This window comes from Janthinobacterium sp. UMAB-56 (assembly GCF_900095265.1).
Lineage (GTDB): Bacteria > Pseudomonadota > Gammaproteobacteria > Burkholderiales > Burkholderiaceae_D > Janthinobacterium.
In genome coordinates this window covers 499,047-520,752 of sequence record NZ_LT607653.1, presented here as the reverse complement: position 1 = coordinate 520,752, position 21,706 = coordinate 499,047, and the positions used below count along the sequence as shown (strand labels likewise).

Sequence of the window (21,706 nt, the reverse complement as noted above, 5' to 3'; positions counted from 1 at the left end):
ATGGCAAGCAAGTTGTTGACGAAGTTCGGCCTGCCCCTGGTGGGGCTGGCCTGTGCCTTGCTGCTGTGGTCCATGGGCGTGACGGCGCTGGAGAAATCCACGCCCATCGCCACCGCCTTTGCGCCACTGCCCACGGCGCTGGCCTTCAAGGAAATGCTGGGCGGGCCTGACATCTGGCTACACGTGGTATTGAGCCTGCAAAGGGTGGCCGTGGGACTGGGGCTGGCCATCATCATCGGCGTGCCGCTGGGTGTGCTGGTGGCCATGTCGAAAAGCTTTTCCGGCGCGGCCATGCCGCTGTTCCAGCTGCTGCGCATGATTTCGCCGCTGTCGTGGATGCCGATTGCCGTGATGGTGCTGGGTGTGGGTGACGCGCCCGTGTATTTCCTGCTGGCGTTTGCGGCCGTCTGGCCGATCCTGCTCAATACGGCGGCCGGCGTGGCGCGCCTCGACCCGAACTGGCTGCTGCTGGCGCGCAGCCTGTCGGCCACGCGCAGCGAGATCGTCTTCAAGGTGATTTTGCCGGGCATCACGGCTGATATCCTGACGGGCGTGCGCCTGGCCATCGGCATCATCTGGATCGTGCTGGTGCCGGCGGAAATGCTGGGCGTGTCGGCCGGCCTCGGCTACTTCATCCTCGACACGCGCGACCGCCTCGCGTATTCAGAGCTGATGGCCGCCATCGTGCTGATCGGCATACTCGGTTTCATCCTCGACTATCTGGCCCGCGCCGCCCACGCGCGCTGGCTGCACGTCAAGAACTAGCCTGCTCCAGCGGCAGCACAGCGGCCACCGCCGCCTGTGTTGCCGCTGCCAGATCACGCCGGTGCGCGTCCAGCGTCGCCACTGGCGCCAAACAGGTCAGCCGCGCCGTGATCGGCGGACCGCTCAAGATCGCCACCATACTTTGCGCAAAGCTCATCTCGCCGATAAAGTCGACGGCGTGATGCAAAGCCCCCTTGTCATCCACATACACGAGCGCGAACGGCTGCACCGGCACTTGCGCGTCGATGGCCGCCTCGAACAGATTCGCGTGAAACGGCAGGATCTGTCCTTGCGCGGCGGTCGTGCCTTCGGGGAAGAACGCAATGCGCTCGCCCGCCGTCAATTTATCCACCAGGCCCTGGAAAATCAGGCGCAAGTCACGCTTGCTGCCGCGCGAAATGAAGATGGTGCCGGCGCGTCCCGCCAGCCAGCCCAGGATCGGCCAGGCGCGGATTTCCGCCTTGGCGACAAAACGGCAGGGGTGGACGGCATTGATGACGAAGATGTCGAGCCACGAAACGTGGTTCGCCACCACCATCGCATGATCGAGTGCCGGCACGCTGGCCGCCGGCAGCGCCACGTGCACGCCACAGATGTCGAGCAGCTGCGTCGACCAGCGGCGGATGCGCCGGTTACGGCCCTCCAGGTCCAGCCAGGGAAAGAGCACGGCGCTCTTGGCCATGCCGCAGCCCAGGTGAATGGCGATGCGCGCGAGGCGGTAGGTAAGCAGAAGTTTCAAATCACACCAACAAATAAACCAGAACCGAAATCCGGGAGCAGACAAGGGATGCCGGGGCAACGCGCCCCGGTCCATGGATCTGATTTTTTAACGCTGAAACGCCACCTGACCGGCGACGATAGTCGCCTTGACGATGCCGCTCAGTTCATAGCCGAGGAAAGGCGTGTGCTTGCCCTGGCTGGCCAGCGATGCCGACGACACGGTCCAGCGCGCGGCGGGATCGAAGACGCAGATGTCGGCCGCTTCGCCCACTGCCAGGCTGCCGGCAGGGATGCCGGCGACACGGGCCGCATCGGAGGTGACCTTGGCGACGGCGCGCGCCAGCGGACGCGCACCGGCCTGCGGCTGCTCCAGCGCATAGTCATCGGCCCATTTCAGGGCCAGCGACAGCAACAGTTCCAGGCCCGTGGCGCCGGGCGATGCTTCGCCGAAGGGCAGCAGTTTTTCATCGTCGTCGACCGGCGTGTGGTCCGAGCACATGGCGTCGACCGTACCGTCGAGCAGGGCGGCGCGGATCGCATCGCGGTCGCGCTGGCTGCGGAACGGCGGCGTAACGCGCGCGTTCGGGTCGAAGAAACCGATATCGGCGTCCGTCAGGTGCACATGGTGCACGCCCACGTCACAGGTGACGGGCAAGCCTTCGGCCTTGGCAGCGCGGATCAGTTCCAGGCCCGCAGCCGACGAGATGCGGCACAGGTGCACGCGCGCGCGGCTGGCGCGCATCAATTCAAAGATCGTGTGCAGCGCGATGGTTTCCGACATCACGGGCACGCCGGACAGGCCCAGGCGCGACGCCAGCGGGCCGCTGTGGGCGATGCCGCCACGGCCGATATGCGGGTCTTGCGGGCGCAACCAGACCGTGTAGCCGAAGGTGTTCGCGTACTGCATGGCGCGCAGCAGCACGGTGGTGTCTTCGATCGGCTCTTCCGCCTGCGCGAAGCCGATGCAACCGGCTTCCGTCAGTTCTGCCATTTCCGTCAGCGACTTGCCCTTCAAGCCCATGGTCAGTGCGCCCAGTGGGTGCACGTGAACCTTGTTCTGCGTCTTGGCGCGGTATTTCAGCATCTCCACCAGGCCCGGCTCATCTAACACCGGATCGGTGTCGGGCGGGCACACCAGGCTCGTGACACCGCCGTGCAGGGCTGCCTGCAATTCCGATTCCAGGGTCGCCTTGTATTCGTAGCCTGGCTCGCGCAGGCGCGCCGACAGGTCGACCAGGCCGGGGGAAACCACCAGGCCGGCCGCGTCAAACGTGGTGTCAGCCTTGAAACCGGCCGGGGCGCAGCCCACGGCCAGCACCTTGCCGTCGGCGATAAACAGGTCTTGCAAGCCATCGATGCCGTTGGCAGGGTCGATCAGGTGGCCGTTCTTGATATGTAGTGTCGTCATGCTCGCTTACTCGTCCTTGGGCTATCAGCCCTGATTACCAGCCAAAATACTCATCACCGCCATGCGCACGGCGATACCGAACGTCACCTGCGGCAGGATCACCGCCTGCGGACCGTCGGCCACGGCCGAATCGATCTCCACGCCGCGGTTCATCGGGCCCGGATGCATGACGATGGCGTCCGGTTTCGCCAGCGCCAGGCGCTCGGGCGTCAAGCCGTAGCTCTTGAAGTATTCCTGCGCCGACGGCAGCAGCGCGCCGCTCATGCGTTCATTCTGCAGGCGCAGCATGATGATCACGTCCACGCCCTTGAGGCCTTCATCCATGTTGGTGAAGGTGCGCACGCCCATCTGTTCCAGGCCGCCCGGCAGCAAGGTGTGCGGGCCGATGGCGCGCACTTCAGGCACACCCAGGGTGGTCAATGCGTGGATGTCTGAACGGGCCACGCGGCTATGCAGGATGTCGCCCACGATGGCCACCGTCAGGTTGGTGAAATCCTTCTTGTAGTGGCGGATCGTGTACATGTCGAGCAAGCCCTGGGTCGGGTGCGCGTGGCGTCCATCGCCCGCGTTGACGACGTGGACGTGTGGCTGCTTGGTGTCGATCAGGTGCTTGGCGATCAGGTAGGGCGCGCCCGACTGCGCGTGGCGCACGACGAACATGTCGGCATGCATGGCCGACAGGTTATCGATGGTGTCGAGCAGGGACTCGCCCTTGCTGGCAGACGACGCCTGGATGTTCAGGTTGATGACGTCCGCCGACAGCCTTTTTGACGCGATCTCGAAAGTCGTACGGGTGCGCGTGGAGTTTTCAAAGAACAGGTTGAAAACGCTCTTGCCGCGCATCAGCGGCACCTTTTTCACATCCCGGTCGGAAATGCCGACGAAGGAGGACGCGGTATCGAGTATGTGGTTGACGATAGACTTCGGCAAGCCTTCAATCGTCAGCAGATGTTGCAGTTCGCCGTGTTTATTCAGTTGCGGATTAAGCATGGTGGGTATCTATGGTGAGCGTGAATTTTCCATCGTCGGCTTGCTTCAGGACCAGGGCCTGGCCCGGCGGCACGGCAGTGAAGGCGGCCACGAAATCGGCGGCCACCGGCAACTGGCGTTCGCCGCGGTCGACCAGGGCGGCCAGCATGATCTTGGCCGGACGGCCATAGTCGAACAATTCGTTGATGGCCGCGCGCGTGGTGCGGCCCGTGTACAGCACATCGTCGACCAGCAGGATGGTGGCGCCGGCCACGTCAAAACTGATCTGCGTCGGCTTGACGTCGGCATGCAGGCCCTTCTGGGCGAAATCGTCGCGGTAGAACGACACGTCGAGCACGCCCAGGCGGTCCAAGAGATTGAGATCGCGCGCCAGGCGTTCGGCCAGCCAGGCGCCGCCCGAATGGATGCCGACGATGGCCACGTTGGGGATGCCCGCCAGGCCGCTCTGCACTTGCTGCAGCAAGACCGCGTACAGGGCCTCGGCGTCGAGTTGGGAAGGATTCGTAGGATGCGGCATAGAGTTCTTAATCATTCAGGGAGGGAGTCTAAGGTCAGATTAATAATTCGCGTCGAAATACTGTTGCAGGATGATGGCGGCGGCGCGGTCGTCGATCACTTCGCCGCGTTTGGCGGCGATGACGGCCGAGGAATAGCGCTCGTCGACCAGTTCCACCGGCAGGTTGAAGCGGCCGTGCACCTGGTTGGCGAAACGGCGGCAGCGCGCGCTCATCTCGTGTTCCGTGCCATCGGGATGGCTGGGCAAGCCCACCACGATGCGGCTCGCACCCCACTCCCTGATCAGGCTATCGATGGCGGCGAACTTCGGCTCGTTCGCCGTGGCCGTGATCACGCTGAGCGGCTTGGCCTGGCAAATCATGGTATTGCCGATGGCCACGCCGATGCGCTTCAAGCCGAAATCGAAGGCGAGGATAGTGTCGATGGCGTCACTCGTCACAGCATTTTTCCATAATAAAGATCAACATAAGTGGTGCCAGAAGCCGTAGCGAGCAAGCTCAATGTCGGCTTGAGTAGCGCAGCTGTACGAAGGTGCAGCGAGCAAGGGATGCCCGAAAGTGGGCTGCGCAGTAGGTTGATGGCATCCACCTCATGCGTGTCCGGCCTCGCTGGCGAGCATGAGCGGGTCGATGCCGAGCAGCTTGATGGCCGCCACGTAGCGCTGCTCGATGGGGAAATCGAACAGGATGTCGGCCGAGGCGCCCACCGTCAACCAGCCATTGCGGCCGATCTCGTCTTCCAGCTGGCCCGGACTCCAGCCCGAATAGCCGATCGAGACCAGCATGCGCTCGGGACCATCGCCCTTGGCGACGGCTTCGAGCACGTCGATCGAGGTAGTAAATGCGATTTCATCGGTGACCGTCAGCGACGAGGAATAGTGCGCGCCTGGCGTATGCAGCACGAAGCCGCGGTCGTCCTGCACAGGGCCGCCGAACATGATCGGTTCGTTGATGATGGGCGTGTCGCTGCCGGCCGCCAGTTTCAGGTCGATGCGGTCGAACAGCACTTCCATGGTCATGTCGGTGGGCTTGTTGATGACGACGCCCAGCACGCCGTTCTCGTTATGTTCACACACGTACACGACCGTGCCGCCAAAGATCGGATCTTGCATGGCCGGCATCGCAATCAGGAAATGGTTGGCCAGATTCAGGGTGGAGGAACCAGTCGCGGCCGGTTCTCCCACACCCTGCATCAAACGATGTCCTGGTAGAGAATGGTCGATTTTACTCTTTTTCATACGCGATGCTCTCTCTGTGGGCTTGCTGGCAAGTCTCGCTTACCCCACTATCGTACGCCTGGCGCAAGCGGCCGCAAATCTTGGGCGGCGCGCACCGTGCTGCCAGGCGCTATTCTTGTTATGTTATAAATTAATAATCAATTCGCTTTGCCCGCAGGCGCATTTCAATGCCAATTGTAAAATTGATTGCAAAATCGCTGTCGCACATAAAGCACCACGGACATACCCGGTAGTTTACACTGAATTGCCGCCGCAGCGACGCCAAAGGCACGACGCGAGCGGCCATAAAGCCCTGTTGGCGACAAAAAATAGCCTATCTTTGACACTGAACACGCGAAATAATGACAATCAAGACTACCCTGCTGTGGTTCCGGCGCGACCTGCGCGCATTCGACCATGCTGCACTGCACCACGCCCTGTGCCAGAGCCAGGCCGTGCATTGCGTCTTCGTGTACGACACCGCCATCCTGGCAGCGCTGCCGCGCCGCGACCGGCGCGTCGACTTCATCCATGCCAGCGTGGCCGAGCTGGCCGCCGAGTTGCGCCAGATGGGCGGCGACCTGATCGTGCTGCATGCCGACGCCGCCGAGGCCATCCCGCGCCTGGCCGCCGAGTTGAACGCCGACGCCGTCTTCGCCAACCACGATTACGAACCGCAAGCGATCGCGCGCGACGCCAGCGTGGCTGCCGCGCTCGCGCGCGACGCGCGCCTGTGGTTCAGCTTCAAGGACCAGGTCATCTTTGAAAAGGACGAGGTGTTGACGCTCTCGGCCAAGCCGTACACCGTCTACACGCCGTACAAGAATGCCTGGCTGAAGAAAATGCGCGCCGAACCTGGCTGCCTGGCGCCGTTCGCTATCGAACCGCACGCGGCCAGCCTGGCGCCGCCGCGCACCGGCACGCCGGCGCCCCTGCCCACCCTGATCGAGCTGGGTTTCGAAGCCAGCAACCTGGCCGAACTGGCCATTCCCACCGGCATGTCGGGCGCCAGCACACTGTTCGAGGATTTCCTGGCGCGCGTGGCCCGCTACGACGTGGCGCGCGATTTCCCCGCCCTGAAGGGGCCGTCATATTTGTCCATGCATCTGCGCTTCGGCACCGTGTCGCTGCGCTACCTGGTGCGCACCATCGTCGACCTGATGGACCGGGGCGGCGGCGGCAATGGCGCGCCCGTGTGGCTGGCCGAACTGATCTGGCGCGATTTCTACGCCATGATTTTGTACCAGAACCCGCACGTGGAAGGCGGCGCCTTCAAACCGGCCTACGACGCCATCGCCTGGGAAACGGGGCCAGAGGCCGATGCCGCCTTTGCGGCCTGGTGCGAGGGCCGTACCGGCTATCCGCTGGTGGACGCCGCCATGGCGCAGCTGAACCAGACGGGCTATATGCACAACCGCCTGCGCATGGTCACGGCCTGCTTTCTGATCAAGGATCTGGGCATCGACTGGCGCCGCGGCGAAGCGTATTTCGCGCTGCACCTGAATGACTTCGACCTGGCGTCGAACAACGGCGGCTGGCAATGGGCGTCGTCGTCGGGCTGCGACGCGCAGCCCTACTTCCGCATCTTCAATCCCATCACGCAGTCGGAAAAATTCGACGCCAGCGGGCGTTTCATCCGCCGCTACCTGCCGCAGTTGAAGGCGCTGGGCGACAAGGAAATCCATGCGCCCTGGCTGGTGCCGCGCATGCTGCTGGAGCAAAAAAACCTCGTGCTGGGACGCGACTATCCGGAACCGCTGGTGCAGCACGACGAGGCGCGCAAGGAGACCTTGGCGCGCTATGCCGTGGTGAAGGTGGTGGCGTAGCAGTGCTGGCGTAGATCAAGTACCCGCCAGCAAACGCTGCACCTCCGCCAGCAATTCCTCTTCCTGGAACGGCTTGCCAAAATACGCATTCACGCCCAGCTCAACAGCGTGCGCGCGGTGCTTGTCGGCGCTGCGCGAGGTGATCATGATGACGGGGATGGCGCGCGTCTTGTCATCGCTGCGCACATTGCGCGTCAAATCAAAACCATCCATGCGCGGCATTTCCACGTCGACCAGCAGCAGGGCCGGCATGGCAGCCGCTTCCAGCGCATGCAACTGTTCCAGCGCATCGACGCCATCCTTGGCCAGCAGCACCTGGTAGCCTTCGCGCTCGAACAGGCGCTGCATCACGCGGCGTACCGTCAGCGAATCGTCGACCACCATCACGCGCACGGTTGGCACGGCCAGTGCGCTGGCAGCGGCATGCTGCAAGCTGCTGGCCAGCGCATACTGCGACAGCAGTTCCGGATGGTGCTCGAGGTGCTGCGCCAGCGCCACCGGGTTCAGGATCAGCACGATGTCGCCCGTGCCCAGCACCGTGGCGCCGGCGATGCCGGGCATGCGCGCCAGCTGCGGGCCCACATGCTTGACCACGACCTCGCGATTGCCTACCACGTCATCGACCTGCAAGGCCAACCTGTCATTGCCATTGCGCAGCAGGAGCACAGGCGCATAACGCTGCGTGGCCTGCGCCGCCGGCGTCTCGCCCAGCATGATCGACAAGTGCTGCAGCGCCAGCGACTGCCCGTGCGACTCGATGCGCCCGGCCGCCCGCACCTGCTCCAGCTGCGCGCCCTTCAGGTGCAGCACCTGCTCCACCAGCACCGATGGCAAGGCATACGTCTTGCCGTGCGCCACCAGCAGCACCACCTGCGTCACGGCCAGGGTCAGCGGCAGGTGGATGGTGAAGCGCATGCCCAGACCCGCTTGCGTCAGCGTTTCCACGCGGCCGCCCAGGGCCAGCGCTTCAGAGCGTACGATATCCATGCCAAAACCGCGTCCGGCCAGCTCCGTCAGGCTGTCGGCCGTGGAAAAACCGGGCGTAAAAATCAGCTCGGTCGCCTGCGCGTCGGTCAAAGGCGCATCCGTCGCCACCAGGCCAGCGCCGTGCGCCTTGGCGCGGATGCGTTCCAGGTCCAGCCCCGCGCCATCGTCAGAAAAAGCGATCGCCACTTCATTGCCCTGCTGGCTGACCTGCACCAGCAGCTCGCCCGTCTCGCTCTTGCCCCCTGCCAGGCGCGCAGCGCGCGCTTCGACGCCGTGCACGATGGCATTGCGCAGCAGGTGTTCGAATGGCGCAGCCATGCGTTCGAGCACGCTGCGGTCGATTTCCACGTCACCGCCACGGATGTCGAGGTTGACCCGCTTGTCGACTTCCTTGGCGCTTTGCCGCGCCACGCGGAACAGGCGTTCGGCGATGCTGGCAAACGGCACCATGCGGATCTGCATCAGATCGCGCTGCAACTCGCGCGTCAGCCGCGCCTGCAGCACCAGGTCATCCGTCACCGCATCGACGCTGTGGCTGATGTTTTCATGGAACGAAGCCACGTCGTTGACGCTTTCGGCCATCATGCGCGTGAGTTCCTGCAAGCGCGTAAAGCGGTCGAATTCGAGCGGGTCGAATTCGCGCTCGCTGCCGACGGCCATGCGCGAGGCGATCTGCGATTCTGCCTGCATCTCCACTTCGCGCAACTGGCGCCGCAGACGCGCCAGGTTGTCGGAAAACTCGGCTAGCGAAGCGCCCAGCACGCCGACTTCATTTTCCATTTTAGAGCGTGTGATCGACACTTCACCGGCCTGGTTCACCAGGCGGTCGAGGATATCGGCGCGCACGCGCACCAGGGCCGCCTTCGGTTCGGCGGCCGGCGCGTCTTCCATGCCCGGCAAGGGCAGCAAGGGCTGCTGCAACTGCTCGAACAGGTGCAGCGCATGGTCGTAATGGGCCAGCAATTCCTCGAAGGCCTGCGGCGTGGCGGTCCCCGCATGCAGCATGTTTTCGATATGCGTCTCGATTTCATGCGCATGCTGGCCAAGGCGCATGGCGCCGGCCATGCGCGCGCTGCCCTTGACCGTATGCAGGGTGCGCAGCAACATCTGCGCCTGGCTGCTGTCGTCCGGCTGCTGCTGCCAGCTGCGCAACGCCTCGCCGATCTGCGGCAGCAGGTCGGCGCCCTCTTCCAGGAAGACGGAAAGCAAATCGAGGTCGAGTTCATCGCTGATACCGGCGCTGGCCGCCAGTAGCGCGGCCGCATCGGCCGGCATGATGGCGTGCGCCGGCGCTTCCGGCGCCGCGTGCTCCAACGGCGGTGCGTGTTCGAAGCCGGCGTCGAACAGGTCGTCGCTGGCGCCGATATCGGCTGCCGGCACTTCGGCTGCAGCCGGCTGCAGCGCGTCAGCGACGATGCTCGCATACGTCGCCTCGAACAGGGTCTCGAGCTGCGACGCAGGAATCTCGACCAACGCATCGGTCAACGCATCAGCCGCCGGGGCGGCGGGCTGCGCCGGCGCGCCGACGATGCTGGCGTAAGCGGCCGCAAACAGGGCGTCGAGCCGGTCTTCCTGGCTCTCGCCGGGCGGCGCCGTCAGGGCGCGCCACAGACTATTGAGCGCTTCGATCATGTCCGGCTGCGTTGGCGCCAGGTCGCCCAGCGCGAACGCCTGCAGCATTTGCCCGATGCGCTGCGTGGCCTGCTCCAGCACGTCGTGCTGCGCGGCGCGCAAGCCGGCCAGCGGCGGCACCACCGTCTCTATCACCGTCTCGAGCGCGTGCGCCAGGTCGCGCAGGGAATGGAAGCCGACCGTGCCCGAGCTTCCCGCCAGGGTATGCACGGCTTGCAGCGCCTCCGCGCTGACGGCGCGCTGTTCATGGCGCCATTCGCCGAAGTCGCGCGTCAGCACGCGCAGCAATTCATCCGTCTCGGCCAGGTAGATGTTGTACAAGGGAAGGCTGATGCGCAGTTCGCCCACGTGCTTGAGGTTATCGTCAGGCGCTTCGTGGAGCGTGGGCGCCGTGGCGGAAGGAAAACCGATCACATTGCCGTTGCTGGCCACAGGCGCGGCCGGGCGCGGCTTGCGCAATTCGAAGGGACCGCCTTCGCGCACGCGCTCGGCTGCCGCCAGCAGCATGCCGGCTTCGCGCTCGCGCCCGGCACCGCCTTCCAGTTCGGCCAACCATTCGCTGAGCTGGTACCAGCCGTAATTGAGCAGGGTGAACAAGTCATCGCTGGCAGGGCGCGCCTCAGCCAGCCAGGTATTCATGACACGCTCGATGGCGCCAGCCGCTTCGGCAAACTGCGCCAGGCCGATCATGCGACTGCTGCCTTTCAGTGTGTGGAACGAGCGGCGCAGCATCGCCAGGTGGTCGCCGCTGGCGGCTTGTTCGCGCGGCAGGGCCAGCGTGGTGTCGATAAAGGCCAGCACTTCGCGCGCTTCGGTGATGAAAATATCGAGCATCTCGGCATCGACATCGCTCACTGCCGGCGCGACATCCCCACCGGCAGGCGCTGCGGGCGCCAAAGCCTGGTCCAGCAAGGGCACGGGCACCGCACCGGCGGCGGCGACTTTTTCAAAGGGCAGGGCGCGGAAGGTGCCGGCGGCGGCATCGAAATGGAAACGCCCGCTGGCCGCCTGCGCGTTGCGGCCCAGCATATCGATAAAAAAGCCCAGCGCGCTGACATTTTGCGCGATCTCGTCGAGCGCCGCGGCCTGCGCGTCCGCATTGGCATCCGCATTGGCGTCACCACCGGCCAGCTGCCGCACGGCCGCATCGACCTGCTGCACGGCGGCGCACGCATCTTCCTGTCCCAGACCTGCCAGCTGCTGCTGCAACTGCCCCAGCACGGGCGCGACGCCATCGAGGGAAGCTTCGCGGGAGGCATCCGCGTCATATGCATTGAGCACCTTTTCCACCTGGCGCAGGCCCGTCTTCATGTCCTCGGCCAGCGCGGCGACGGTCTGACCCTGCTCGATCTGGCGCGACAGCTCGCCCGCCGTGACGGGCGGCGGCGCTGCGCCGGCCAGCAGCGCCTGCAAGCGCGCGGCGATGGTTTCCGCATTCCCGGCGAAATCGTCGGGCAGGCGGCGCAGCTGCTCCAGGCCCGTGTCGGCAAACAGCAACGCCATGCCGATTTCATTCTCCAGCGCCGCACTGCGTCCGCTGGCCACGGCTTGCCGCGCCACGACCGCACATTCGCGCAGCAGGCTGGCCAGGGCCGGCTGCTTCAGGGTGTCCACATGTGCCGCCACCTCTTGCAGCGAGGCGTCAAAATCCGTGCCCAGGGCAGGATCGAGGTCGGCTTGCGCCAGGCGGCTCCAGCTGGCCCGCGCCTGCGCCAGGGCCATGCGTGCGCCTTGCAAGGCATCCTGGTCGACCTGGCCATAGCGCCGCGTTTCCAGGTCAGCGGGCACCTGCCCCTCCAAGGCAAAGGCGGCACGCAGCTGGCATGCCTCCGGTGTCGGCGCGGTGGCGGCGGCGATGAAGAACAGGGCGTCGCGCAACATCGATTCAGGCAGGCTGGCCGTGCCCTGCGCCAGTCGGCGCAATTGCAGGTTGATCAGGCCGAACAACTGTTTGACGTTGCGCGTACCCATGCCCTCGCCACTGGCCGCCAGTCCCGCAAACGCCTGCATGGCGAACCAGAAGGTGCGCGCCGGCGCCTCCTGCTGCGCGTCGGCCACCAGGGTCAAGGTGGCGTGCAGGTCGCCCGCATGCTGGCGCCACGCCGCGTCATCCTGCGCCTTCAGGAAGGGCAGCAGGGATTTTTCAAAGCGTCCGCGCCAGGCCGGATAATCGGCCGCCGGCGGTGCCTGCGCCAGCGCGATGGTCTGTCCTTCGAGCATCGACGCTGGAGGAAAGAACAGGTCGGCCGGGTGGATGCGCTCGGCGCCCAACATGGTTTGCAGGTCGCGGTAGTAGGGGAACAAGCGCATCGGCTGTGGCGGCGTGCCGGCCACCAGGTCTTCCAGGTATTCGCTCAGTGCCTGATACAGGTCGGCGACGACTTGCGCATGGTCCAGCGTGTATTCCAGGCTGCCGTCGCGAAAGCGCGCCAGTGCCTGTTCCGCGCCGTCCGTCAGCAGGCTGGCGCCGGCCACGTCCACCATCAGCAGTGCGCCATGCGCCTGGTGCAGATGCGAGCGCGCATGCTGCAGGGCCGTGGCGCGTTCCTCGCGCTCGCGGCCACCCGCCTCGAACAGGGCGGTTTTCGAGCGGCCCAGCGCTTCGCGGATTTCCACCATCACCCACGACAAAGGTTCGCTGTCGAACGGCTTGGACTGCTGTGGATTATCAGGTGTGCTCATGCATGCCTCGGTAAGGAAATCGCCTGGACTGGCGCGCCGTTCAGGCGGCGACGCGGAAGCGCGACACCGAATTTTTCAGTTCCTGCGCCAGCATCGACAGTTTATGGATCGATTGCGCCGTTTGCTGCGTGCCATCCTGGGTTTGCTCCGTCACGCTCAGGATGTGCTGGATATTCAAGGCCACGCCGCTGGCCGATCCGGCCTGCGTGCCGGTGGCGAACGAGATGCCCTGGATCAGTTCAGCCAGGTGTTTCGACACCTGGCTGATGTCGTTCAAGGCCGCTCCGGCCGCATCGGACAGGCGTGCACCCTCGACCACGCCCTGCGTGGAGGTTTCCATCGCCCGCGTCGCATCCTGGGTATCGGCCTGGATGGTGCGCACCAGCGCGCCGATCTGCTTGGCGGCGGCGGCAGAGCGTTCGGCCAGGCGCTGCACTTCCTCGGCGACGACCGAGAAACCGCGCCCCGCCTCGCCGGCCGAGGCAGCCTGGATGGCGGCGTTCAGCGCCAGCACGTTGGTCTGCTCGGTGATGTCGGAAATGAGCTCGGTGATTTCGCCGATCTCCTGCGACGATTCGCCCAGGCGCTTGATGCGCTTGGACGTATCCTGGATCTGCTCGCGGATTTCATGCATGCCCTTGATGGCGTTTTCCACCGCCGTCGACCCTTGCTGCGCTGCCGCCACCGACTGGCGCGCCACGTCAGCCGAGACACTGGCCGACTTCGACACGTCGGTGATCGCATTGGCCATCTTGACCACGGTGGCGCTGACGCCCTGGATTTCGCGCGACTGCTGCTGCGACGCGATCAACAGCTTGCTGGAAATGCTTTGCGCCTGCGTCGAGGCGCGGTTGACCTGCTCGGCCGTCGCCGTCACCCTCCCCACCAGGCCGCGCAATTCCTCGACCGTGTAGTTGACGGAATCGGCGATGGCGCCCGTAATGTCTTCCGACACGGTGGCCTGTACCGTCAGGTCGCCATCGGCGACCTTCTGCAATTCGTTCATCAGGCGCAGGATGGCCGCCTGGTTCTGCTCATTCTTGGCCTTGGCCTGCGCTTCCTTTTCCTGCGACAGCAGGCGCAGGATTTCTGCCTCCTGGCGCCGCCGCTCGGCATCACGCGTGCGGTTGACGGAATCCTGCAGCAGCACACGGCCGATGCCGGCCGCCGCGATCAGGGTCAGCAACACGCCACCGACCATCATCCAGAACGCCAAGCCCAGGGTTTCCTGGTTCACGTGGTACATCTGCTGCAACAGGGTCAGACGCTGGCGCAGGTCTTCGTTCTCGTTGAAGATCAGCTGTTCGGCGCTTTTCGCCGCACTGAATTTATCCAGGCGGTCGAGTATCGACGAGACCAGCTTCTGGTAAGTGTCGAAACTGGCTTTCAGCGCCACCAGCCGGTCGCGCAGTTCGGCGTCGCGCGTGGGCGCCAATTGCAGCGACACGCTGCCATTGAGCAGTCCTTCGACGGCGGTGCGGAAATACGTCGTATCGCGTCCCAACGAAAACGCCGTTTCCGAGCTGATGCTGCCGGATGACAGGAATTCGCTGGCGCTGCGGCTCATGCGCTGGCTCAGCATCATCAAACGACCGATGACGGCCAGGTCGCGCGCATTGCCGCCGCGCTGCACCTTCAGGGCCGCGATTTCCTCCGTCTGCGCCAGCAACGCCGGCGACAGCGCATTCAATTGCCGCAAGGTCTTGTCGAATTCACCCAGCTCCGGTTTCAGGCGCAAGATGGTGCTGGCCGCGCGGTCGCTACTGGCCCATTTTTTGCGCGCGTCGGCCACCGCCGCCAGCAGGGCGGAGCGCGACTCGCCGATATCGCGCCCGTGATACGTCCCGCCGCGCAGCATCAGGCGGAAATCCTGGTTCAGTTCATTGCGGCTTTCCTCGAGCTGGCGGAAGGCTTCCGGATTGCCTTGCACGGCGTTCGGCGCAGCCTTGCCGATGCGCTGCGAATGCATCAGCGCATCGCTGGCCAGCTGCGTTTGCGCTGAGGCGATATTGCCGCTGCGCGTATTGAGTCCCACGAACAGCAGGCTGGCGGCCAGACTCAGGGCCATCACCGTCGACAGGATGCTGAGCTGCTTTTGCAGTGGAAAATGGCCGATCAGCGGCAGCTTCCAGTCTGCGGCCGGCGCGCTGGCCAGCGACTTGCGCCGGCCCAGCGCGTCGCGCAGGCGCAGCGGCAGGTCGGCCACCGAGGCCGCTGCGTCCGCAGCCTGCGCCGCTTCGGGCAGGCCGGCTGCCAGAATGGGGGAATGGGCGCCCATCAGCAAATATCCTTGTGGTCGGTGAAGCCGCCAAAGCCGGCGTCGAGGAAACGTTCCGCTTGCGCCAGCTGCGCCAGATCCAGGCGCAGCCACTGCTGCCCTTCGCTGTCACGCAGCGCCTGCGCCGCCCAGGCGCGTGGCGCATCCGGCAAGGGCACGGCTTGCATCGAGCGCAACTGGCGCAAGCCCAGTACGCGTTCGACCAGCAGGGCGCAATTGAGCCCCAGGCGGGGAGAAAAGGTGATGATGCGGCAGTGATGACCAGGCACGCAAGCCGGCTCGCCCATGTAGCGGGCCAGGTCGACGACCCCGGTCAGGCGTCCGCGCACGGCCGCCAGACCCAGATACCAGTCCTGCGCCAGCGGCACGCCCTGGATCTGCACGCCGGCGGCAATGACGATTTCACCAAGCTGCGTCAGGTCGAGCAGGCACGGCCTGCCACCGAGCATCACGCCCAGTTCCTTGCGCGCAGCCAGCGCGCCGCTGCGCGCGGCCTGTATCCGCTCGATCAATTGCAGCTGATACTGGCGCAAGCGCCCCTGCCGCGGGCCCGTATCGAAGGATGGCATGGCGGCGGACGGGAAAGCCGCGGTGAACACGCCGTGACCTGGCATCGTTTGCATTCTCAGGAAATCGCAGCGATCTTGGCCAGCAGCTCGGCCTCCACCACCGGTTTGACCAGGTAATCGCGCGCGCCCTGGCGCAAGCCCCATATGCGGTCCGTTTCCTGGCTCTTGCTGGAGCAGATAATCACCGGCACGTCCTGCAGTTCGGGATCGCGCGCGATGGCGCGCGTGATCTGGAAGCCATTCGCACCGGGCATCACCACGTCCATCAGGATCAGGTCGGGCCTGGCCTGCTTGAGTTGCGCCAGCGCGTCGGCGCCGTCCTGCGCCGTGAGGACGGCATAACCGGCACGCACCAGGATCTCGCTCAGGTAATAGCGTTCTGTCGGCGAGTCATCGACGATCAGAATTGTGTGTATGGCCATCTGCTTCCTTGCTGCGTTGTCTATCAATAAAACCACTTACTCAAAATGCCCGTCCAGGTGCAACCGCACGGCCTCCAGCAGCGCCGCGCGCGCCAGCGGCTTGGCCAGGCAGGCGCTGGCGCCTGCCATGGCGCCGCGCGCGCGGTCGAACAGACCCTCCTTCGACGACAGCATCAGCACCGGCGTGGCGTGATACGCCGCGCTGGCCTTGATCAGCGCACACGTGCGGTAGCCGTCCAGGCGCGGCATCACGATGTCGCACACGATCAGCGCAGGCTGGCAGTCGGCGATCTTGGCCAGGGCCTCGAAGCCATTTTCCGCCAACACCACGCGATAGCCTGCCTCGCCCAGTATCTTCGCGGCCGCGCTGCGTATCGTCGCGCTGTCGTCGATGACGAGTATCGTGGCGCTGGCACACAAGGCGCCGGACGCTGCCGCAGGCAAAAAGGGAGGCGTCATGTGATTATTCGACAATCTTTCATACCATAGCACAGGCTGCCGCGATCACCGCGTGCGGCGGCGACATCCCATGGATCTCGTTTAAATTACAGCGCCACCATCTCGAAATCATCCTTGCGCGCACCGCATTCAGGACAGGTCCAGTTCATCGGAACGTCGGCCCAACGCGTGCCGGGAGCGATGTCTTCGTCGGGCAGACCGGCCGCTTCATCATAAACCCAGCCGCAAATAAGACACATCCACGTTTGGAATTGCTGCGTTGTTTCGTTGCTACTCACGTTCTGCCACCCTTCAATCAAGTAAAATGCTGAATTAGGTATCTTAATCTACCCGCCGTGCAAAACCAAACTTCTCCCCTCATATTAAGCTTCGGCGTGTCCGATCCGGTCGGCGCGATCGGTATCCAGGCCGACCTGGCCACGTTTTCAGCCTTCGGCTGCCATGGCCTGTCCGTCACCACCGGCCTGTTGATCAGCGATACGGCGCGCGTGGAAGACGTGCAGGCGGTCGACCCGGACTGGGTTTCCGACCAGGCGCGCGTGCTGCTCGAAGACATGTCCGTCGCCGCCATCAAGATCGGCGCGCTGGGCAGCGTGGAAAACGTCACCGCCATCGCCGAAATCGTCTCCGACTATCCGAACGTGCCGCTGATCCTCGATCCCTTCATTTCGGCGCTGCCGGAACAGGGCATGGACGACGACGATATCCTCACGGCCGTGCGCCAGTTGCTGATCCCGCAAACGACCCTGCTGGTGCTTTCGCCGGTGGAGCTGGAGCGCCTGGCCGAAACCTGGCGCGACGCCGATCCCGACGACACCCTGCAAAACGATGTCGATTACCTGGTGGCGCTGGGCTGCGAATACGTGCTCGTCACCGGCATGCCGGCCGACGCCAGCAAATCCGGCACGGCCGAAGGCAAGTTGCGCGCCAATACCCTGTTCGGCGAAGACGGCGTGGTGCGTCACGATGTATGGCAGCATTTGCCCGGCATCTTCAACGGCGCCGGCAGCACCCTGTCGGCAGCGGCCACCGCCCTGCTGGCCCAGGCTGAAAACGAGGACGATGTGCCGCAAGTGGTCGTGGCGGCGCAGGAATTTACCGCCGGCGCGCTGACCCACGCGCAGCGCCACGGCATGGGCAAGCTGGTGCCGAACCGGCTGTTCCTGCAGCAGCGCCAGCGCGGCGCCCAATAAGCACAGACTTGACGACACAGACAACGATCCACTTTCAAGGCACGATTATCATGACGACGACTTCACAGAACGACATCCTGTTTGCCCGCGCACAAAAAACCACGCCAGGCGGCGTCAATTCGCCTGTGCGCGCCTTCCGCTCCGTGGGTGGCACGCCGCGCTTCATCACGCGCGCCGAAGGCCCGTACTTCTGGGACGCGGACGGCAAGCGCTATATCGACTACATCGGTTCCTGGGGCCCGGCCATCGTCGGCCACGCCCACCCCGAGGTAGTCAAGGCGGTGCAGGATGCGGCCGCGCTGGGCCTCTCGTTCGGCGCGCCGACCGAAGGCGAAGTGCTGATGGCTGAGGAAATCACGCGCCTGGTGCCGTCGATCGAGCAGGTGCGCCTGGTCTCGTCGGGCACGGAAGCGACCATGAGCGCGCTGCGACTGGCGCGTGGTGCCACGGGACGCGACAAGATCGTCAAGTTCGAAGGCTGTTACCACGGCCACGCCGATTCGCTGCTGGTCAAGGCGGGCAGCGGCCTGCTCACCTTCGGTAACCCGACCTCGGCCGGCGTGCCGGAAGACTTCGTGAAACACACACTGGTGCTCGACTATAACAACGTGGAACAACTGAAGGACGCCTTCGACAGCTTCGGCGCGGAGATTGCCTGCGTCATCGTCGAACCGGTGGCCGGCAATATGAACCTGGTGAAAGCCACGCCGGCATTCCTGCAGGCGATGCGTGAACTGTGCACGCAGCACGGCGCCCTGCTCATTTTCGATGAAGTCATGTGCGGCTTGCGCGTGGCCCTGGGCGGCGCGCAAGCGCTGTACGGCATCCAGCCCGATCTCACCGCGCTGGGCAAAGTGATCGGCGGCGGCATGCCGGTGGCGGCCTTCGGCGGCAGCGCGGCGCTGATGCACCATATGGCGCCACTGGGCGCCGTCTACCAGGCCGGCACCCTGTCGGGCAACCCGGTCGCCGTGGCGGCCGGCATGGCCACCTTGAAACTGATCCAGCAGCCGGGCTTCTACGAGCAGCTGGGCGCCACGGCCAAGCGCCTGGCCGAAGGCTTGACGGCCGCCGCGCAAGAGGCGGGCGTGGTTTTCTGCGCCGACTACATCGGCGGCATGTTCGGCATTTATTTCAGCGCCACCCCACCGACCAGCTACGCAGAAATGATGGCGGGCGACCGCAGCAAGTTCAACGCCTTCTTCCACGCCATGCTGGACGAAGGCGTGTACTTTGCGCCCGCCGCCTTCGAGGCAGGTTTCGTCTCGGCGCAGCACGATGATGCCGTCATCGACGCCACCATCGCGGCGGCGCGCAAGGTATTTGCCAAACTGGCGTAAGGTACACACCTGACAAAACCTACTGCGCGTCGCGCTTTGCGGCCGGCGATGCTCACCGGCTCGGCGCCCCCGTACTGAGTACGGTTGCGCTTCTCGGCCACAAATCACTGCCGCTCGCTACGGTTTTTGTCAGGTGTCGTTACACTGTAGCGCTTTGTAGCACCGCCGCCACCAGCGCCGGCAGCTTGGCCATGTCGCTGAACACGACATGCGCGCCGGCCGCCTTCAGGCGCGCTTCCTGGCCGGCGGCGATATGCCCGCCGCCGATGAAGCCCAGCACCGTCATGCCCGCCGCCACGGCGGCCGTCACGCCTGTGACACTGTCTTCCAGCACCAGGCACTGACTGGGCTGCACGCCGAACGCGGCCGCTGCCGCCAGGTACAGGCCCGGATGCGGCTTGGCGTGCCCCACCAGGTCTGGCGTAAACACACGTTGATCGAACAGCGGCGCCATGCCCGTGCGCTCCAGCGCCGACAGCACGCGTGCGCTGACACTGTTCGAGGCCACGGCCTTGGGCAGGGGAATGGCGGCCAGCGCCTGCGCCACGCCGGGCACGGCGCTCAATTGCTGATCGCAGGCGAGGTCGACGGCATTGGCGATGGCCATCGCCTCATCGGGCGGCAGCGGCGTCAGCCCCAGTTCGAGATAGATGTTATGCAAAATCGGTAACAGTCGCTGCCCCAGACGCGGTTCAATCAAGCCTTGCAAGGTAACGCCCTGTGGCAGGTTCGGCAGGCGCGGCGCCAGCAATTCCAGCAGCGCTTGCAAGGCCACGGCTTCGCTGTCGATCAGCACGCCATCGCAGTCGCTGATCAGGTGGGTGTAGCGCGGGAGGGAAGGAACGGTGTCAGGCATGTATTCTCCAGTAAGGGTGGCGCGCGCAGCGCACCACCAGCATAAAACAGGGGGGAGTGGCAGGCAACGCCTGGTCGGCCACATCCCGATACTTTGCGGTGCGTGCCAGGCAGCGGCGGCATGAAGTAATTTCTTTTAGATAACTTCAATGGCATGCTCTCCTTGCCCTGATCGCTTGAATCAGGCTCACCAGGATAGCTACCATGACACGCAAGAACTTTCTGCAAGGCCAATTATCCCTGATTTCCACAATTGCCGCGTTTGCCTTCATGGCGGCCGCGCAGCCCGCACGGGCGGCGGACGACGATGCTGCCGTCCTCAGCCTCGTGCGCCAGCACGTGGCGGCGCAAGCCAGTTTTGACGTGCCGGCCCTGGCGGCTTTGACGGCCGACAATTACGCCGAAGTCTCGCCGCTGGGCGACGTCGACACGCGCGAGAAGATGCTGGCGTTTTATGCGCCCGAGAAAAAATCGGCCGCCCCCGTCATCACGGTGGAAGAACCGTTCGTGCGCGTCGCGGGCGATACCGCCGTGCTGATCGCCAGGCTGGCGGTGACGGTACAGACGGGCGGGCAACAGCGCGCCATGGCCCTGCGGGCCAGCTATGTGGCGAAAAAGGAGGGCGCAGCGTGGAAACTACTGTCCGCGCAATACACGGGCATCGCGCCGAAAAAACCGGCGCCTTGAAAAAAAACGGGCCTGCCGGCCCGTTTGCTTATTTCAGCCAGCCGCGGTGGCGGAAGTACAGGAAGGGCGCGATGGCGCTGGTGATCATCAAGCCCCAGGCCCACGGATAGCCGAACGACCATTCCAGTTCCGGCATCAGCTTGAAGTTCATGCCGTACACGCTGGCAATCAGGGTGGGCGGCAGGAAGGCCACGCTGGCCACCGAGAAGATCTTGATGATCTTGTTCTGGTTGATGTTGATGAAGCCGACGGTGGCATCCATCAGGAAGTTGATCTTGTCGAACAGGAAAGACGTATGGCCATCGAGCGATTCGATGTCGCGCAAAATCTGCCGCGCTTCCTCGAACTGCTCGGAATTCAATAAGCGCCCGCGCATCAAGAAGCTCACGGCGCGGCGCGTATCCATCATGTTGCGGCGGATACGGCCGTTCAGATCTTCCTCGTGGGCAATGGCATTCAGCGCTTCGGCCGCGTGTGCATCGGTAAATTCCTTTTGCAGCACGCGCGTGCTGACTTCTTCCAGGTTCTGGTAGATGCCTTCGAGCACGTCGGCCGAATATTCGGCATCGGTGGCGTACAGGTCGAGCAGCACATCCATGTAGTCGGCAATCGAACCTGGCCGCGAGCGGGCGCGCATGCGCACCAGGCGGAACACGGGCAAGTCGTCCGTATGCATGGAAAAAAGGATCTTGCGGGCCAGAATGAAGGCCACGGTGATGACGCGCGACGGGCCATCGTCTTCTTCGCGCAAAAAGTCCGTGCGCAGGTGCAAGTCACCGTTTTCCGCTTCGTAATAGCGGGCCGACGCCTCAATATCCTTGACTTCGTCTTCGCCCGGCAGGGTGACGTTGTAGATGGCCTTGACCCAGGCCCGCTCATCATCGGTAGGGTCGGTCAGGTCGACCCACACCGGTTCGGCATTTTCGAGGTCTGCGCGGCTGTCGATCGGCACCTGGTTGAGCCGGCCATTCTGTAATACAAAGACATTGATCATGCGCGCTCTCAGCCGGATGTTGGGTTATCGTAATGTGCTGGCGCTGGCGCCAAAAATGAAAACAGCGCAAGTGTACCCGCAAAGGCCTTTTCACGACCACCCCCGCCAGCGCTTTTTCACTGAAAAAGTGCGGCGCTGCACCAACGGCGCCGATTAAGATGCTGCTC

Annotated in this window: 20 protein-coding genes; 6 read left to right on the top strand and 14 right to left on the bottom strand. The window is 64.4% G+C overall.

What is annotated here, in order from left to right; translation table 11 throughout:
- On the top strand, positions 1 to 765 hold the full coding sequence (locus K0F85_RS08295) for an ABC transporter permease (RefSeq protein ID WP_219115548.1): 765 nt from the start codon (positions 1 to 3) through the stop codon (positions 763 to 765).
- Here K0F85_RS08295 and K0F85_RS08290 read toward each other — a convergent pair.
- From K0F85_RS08290 to K0F85_RS08265, 6 genes are all read right to left on the bottom strand, one after another.
- Complete coding sequence (locus K0F85_RS08290; RefSeq protein WP_219115547.1) at positions 755 to 1,504, bottom strand: 1-acyl-sn-glycerol-3-phosphate acyltransferase; 750 nt, start codon at positions 1,502 to 1,504, stop codon at positions 755 to 757. The two genes, K0F85_RS08295 and K0F85_RS08290, sit on opposite strands and share 11 nt — an antisense overlap.
- 87 nt (positions 1,505 to 1,591) lie before the next feature.
- Positions 1,592 to 2,893: a dihydroorotase gene (locus tag K0F85_RS08285; RefSeq protein WP_219115546.1), complete on the bottom strand. Its 1,302-nt coding sequence runs from the start codon at positions 2,891 to 2,893 to the stop codon at positions 1,592 to 1,594.
- A gap of 24 nt (positions 2,894 to 2,917) precedes the next feature.
- The gene (locus tag K0F85_RS08280) at positions 2,918 to 3,883 is read right to left on the bottom strand and encodes an aspartate carbamoyltransferase catalytic subunit (RefSeq protein WP_034746695.1); all 966 of its coding nucleotides are present in this window, start codon (positions 3,881 to 3,883) and stop codon (positions 2,918 to 2,920) included.
- Positions 3,876 to 4,400 (bottom strand): bifunctional pyr operon transcriptional regulator/uracil phosphoribosyltransferase PyrR, encoded by a 525-nt coding sequence (gene pyrR, locus K0F85_RS08275; protein ID WP_034780225.1) that lies wholly within the window; start codon positions 4,398 to 4,400, stop codon positions 3,876 to 3,878. The genes K0F85_RS08280 and pyrR overlap by 8 nt, the downstream gene beginning before the upstream one ends.
- A gap of 39 nt (positions 4,401 to 4,439) precedes the next feature.
- A complete protein-coding gene (gene ruvX / locus K0F85_RS08270; RefSeq protein WP_070256114.1) occupies positions 4,440 to 4,823 on the bottom strand; it encodes a Holliday junction resolvase RuvX in 384 nt (127 codons plus the stop codon).
- A 165-nt stretch (positions 4,824 to 4,988) separates the two neighbouring features.
- Positions 4,989 to 5,591 (bottom strand): YqgE/AlgH family protein, encoded by a 603-nt coding sequence (locus K0F85_RS08265; protein WP_101484723.1) that lies wholly within the window; start codon positions 5,589 to 5,591, stop codon positions 4,989 to 4,991.
- Positions 5,592 to 5,977: 386 nt separating this feature from the next.
- Here K0F85_RS08265 and K0F85_RS08260 point away from each other — a divergent pair, with 386 nt between their 5' ends.
- Positions 5,978 to 7,441, top strand: coding sequence for a deoxyribodipyrimidine photo-lyase (locus tag K0F85_RS08260; RefSeq protein ID WP_219115545.1), 1,464 nt, complete (start codon positions 5,978 to 5,980; stop codon positions 7,439 to 7,441).
- Between the two features lie 15 nt (positions 7,442 to 7,456).
- Here the strand turns inward: K0F85_RS08260 and K0F85_RS08255 are convergent, their stop codons facing one another.
- The 6 genes from K0F85_RS08255 to K0F85_RS08230 form a co-directional block, all read right to left on the bottom strand.
- A complete protein-coding gene (locus K0F85_RS08255; protein WP_219115544.1) occupies positions 7,457 to 12,742 on the bottom strand; it encodes an Hpt domain-containing protein in 5,286 nt (1,761 codons plus the stop codon).
- A 40-nt stretch (positions 12,743 to 12,782) separates the two neighbouring features.
- On the bottom strand, positions 12,783 to 15,020 hold the full coding sequence (locus K0F85_RS08250) for a methyl-accepting chemotaxis protein (protein WP_219115543.1): 2,238 nt from the start codon (positions 15,018 to 15,020) through the stop codon (positions 12,783 to 12,785).
- Entirely contained in the window at positions 15,020 to 15,619 is a 600-nt protein-coding gene (locus K0F85_RS08245) for a chemotaxis protein CheW (protein ID WP_306983649.1), read from the bottom strand. Before K0F85_RS08245 ends, K0F85_RS08250 begins: the two co-directional genes overlap by 1 nt.
- Before the next feature lie 26 nt (positions 15,620 to 15,645).
- Complete coding sequence (locus tag K0F85_RS08240) at positions 15,646 to 16,011, bottom strand: PleD family two-component system response regulator (RefSeq protein WP_077408483.1); 366 nt, start codon at positions 16,009 to 16,011, stop codon at positions 15,646 to 15,648.
- Positions 16,012 to 16,047: 36 nt separating this feature from the next.
- A complete protein-coding gene (locus K0F85_RS08235) occupies positions 16,048 to 16,470 on the bottom strand; it encodes a response regulator (RefSeq protein ID WP_219115541.1) in 423 nt (140 codons plus the stop codon).
- Between the two features lie 86 nt (positions 16,471 to 16,556).
- Positions 16,557 to 16,709, bottom strand: a complete 153-nt coding sequence (locus K0F85_RS08230; protein ID WP_010401308.1) for a rubredoxin — start codon at positions 16,707 to 16,709, stop codon at positions 16,557 to 16,559.
- A 96-nt stretch (positions 16,710 to 16,805) separates the two neighbouring features.
- Here K0F85_RS08230 and K0F85_RS08225 point away from each other — a divergent pair, with 96 nt between their 5' ends.
- Both K0F85_RS08225 and hemL read left to right on the top strand, forming a co-directional pair.
- Positions 16,806 to 17,663, top strand: coding sequence for a hydroxymethylpyrimidine/phosphomethylpyrimidine kinase (locus K0F85_RS08225; protein WP_219115540.1), 858 nt, complete (start codon positions 16,806 to 16,808; stop codon positions 17,661 to 17,663).
- A 50-nt stretch (positions 17,664 to 17,713) separates the two neighbouring features.
- A complete protein-coding gene (hemL, locus tag K0F85_RS08220; protein ID WP_219115539.1) occupies positions 17,714 to 19,003 on the top strand; it encodes a glutamate-1-semialdehyde 2,1-aminomutase in 1,290 nt (429 codons plus the stop codon).
- A 139-nt stretch (positions 19,004 to 19,142) separates the two neighbouring features.
- On the opposite strand, the gene K0F85_RS08215 is transcribed toward hemL, so the two are convergent.
- The gene (locus K0F85_RS08215; protein ID WP_219115538.1) at positions 19,143 to 19,859 is read right to left on the bottom strand and encodes an HAD family phosphatase; all 717 of its coding nucleotides are present in this window, start codon (positions 19,857 to 19,859) and stop codon (positions 19,143 to 19,145) included.
- Between the two features lie 203 nt (positions 19,860 to 20,062).
- Here K0F85_RS08215 and K0F85_RS08210 point away from each other — a divergent pair, with 203 nt between their 5' ends.
- A complete protein-coding gene (locus K0F85_RS08210) occupies positions 20,063 to 20,545 on the top strand; it encodes a nuclear transport factor 2 family protein (protein ID WP_219115537.1) in 483 nt (160 codons plus the stop codon).
- Between the two features lie 28 nt (positions 20,546 to 20,573).
- Here K0F85_RS08210 and corA read toward each other — a convergent pair whose 3' ends face one another.
- The gene (gene corA, locus K0F85_RS08205; RefSeq protein WP_034746658.1) at positions 20,574 to 21,539 is read right to left on the bottom strand and encodes a magnesium/cobalt transporter CorA; all 966 of its coding nucleotides are present in this window, start codon (positions 21,537 to 21,539) and stop codon (positions 20,574 to 20,576) included.
- On the opposite strand from corA, the gene K0F85_RS08200 reads away from it, so the two are divergent.
- The gene (locus K0F85_RS08200; protein ID WP_219115536.1) at positions 21,538 to 21,696 is read left to right on the top strand and encodes a hypothetical protein; all 159 of its coding nucleotides are present in this window, start codon (positions 21,538 to 21,540) and stop codon (positions 21,694 to 21,696) included. The genes corA and K0F85_RS08200 overlap by 2 nt on opposite strands.
- Positions 21,697 to 21,706 lie beyond the last annotated feature (10 nt).

Excerpts from the sequence above, each read along its gene's own strand:
- K0F85_RS08285 (WP_219115546.1), bottom strand. The coding sequence starts at position 2,893 with ATGACGACACTACATATCAAGAACGGCCACCTGATCGACCCTGCCAAC.
- K0F85_RS08255 (WP_219115544.1), bottom strand. The coding sequence starts at position 12,742 with ATGAGCACACCTGATAATCCACAGCAGTCCAAGCCGTTCGACAGCGAA.
- K0F85_RS08240 (WP_077408483.1), bottom strand. The coding sequence starts at position 16,011 with ATGGCCATACACACAATTCTGATCGTCGATGACTCGCCGACAGAACGC.
- pyrR (WP_034780225.1), bottom strand. The coding sequence starts at position 4,400 with ATGCCGCATCCTACGAATCCTTCCCAACTCGACGCCGAGGCCCTGTAC.
- K0F85_RS08235 (WP_219115541.1), bottom strand. The coding sequence starts at position 16,470 with ATGACGCCTCCCTTTTTGCCTGCGGCAGCGTCCGGCGCCTTGTGTGCC.
- corA (WP_034746658.1), bottom strand. The coding sequence starts at position 21,539 with ATGATCAATGTCTTTGTATTACAGAATGGCCGGCTCAACCAGGTGCCG.
- K0F85_RS08230 (WP_010401308.1), bottom strand. The coding sequence starts at position 16,709 with ATGTGTCTTATTTGCGGCTGGGTTTATGATGAAGCGGCCGGTCTGCCC.
- K0F85_RS08295 (WP_219115548.1), top strand. The coding sequence starts at position 1 with ATGGCAAGCAAGTTGTTGACGAAGTTCGGCCTGCCCCTGGTGGGGCTG.
- hemL (WP_219115539.1), top strand. The coding sequence starts at position 17,714 with ATGACGACGACTTCACAGAACGACATCCTGTTTGCCCGCGCACAAAAA.
- K0F85_RS08260 (WP_219115545.1), top strand. The coding sequence starts at position 5,978 with ATGACAATCAAGACTACCCTGCTGTGGTTCCGGCGCGACCTGCGCGCA.
- K0F85_RS08250 (WP_219115543.1), bottom strand. The coding sequence starts at position 15,020 with ATGGGCGCCCATTCCCCCATTCTGGCAGCCGGCCTGCCCGAAGCGGCG.
- K0F85_RS08265 (WP_101484723.1), bottom strand. The coding sequence starts at position 5,591 with ATGCAGGGTGTGGGAGAACCGGCCGCGACTGGTTCCTCCACCCTGAAT.
- K0F85_RS08200 (WP_219115536.1), top strand. The coding sequence starts at position 21,538 with ATGCGCGCTCTCAGCCGGATGTTGGGTTATCGTAATGTGCTGGCGCTG.
- K0F85_RS08210 (WP_219115537.1), top strand. The coding sequence starts at position 20,063 with ATGACACGCAAGAACTTTCTGCAAGGCCAATTATCCCTGATTTCCACA.
- K0F85_RS08215 (WP_219115538.1), bottom strand. The coding sequence starts at position 19,859 with ATGCCTGACACCGTTCCTTCCCTCCCGCGCTACACCCACCTGATCAGC.
- K0F85_RS08280 (WP_034746695.1), bottom strand. The coding sequence starts at position 3,883 with ATGCTTAATCCGCAACTGAATAAACACGGCGAACTGCAACATCTGCTG.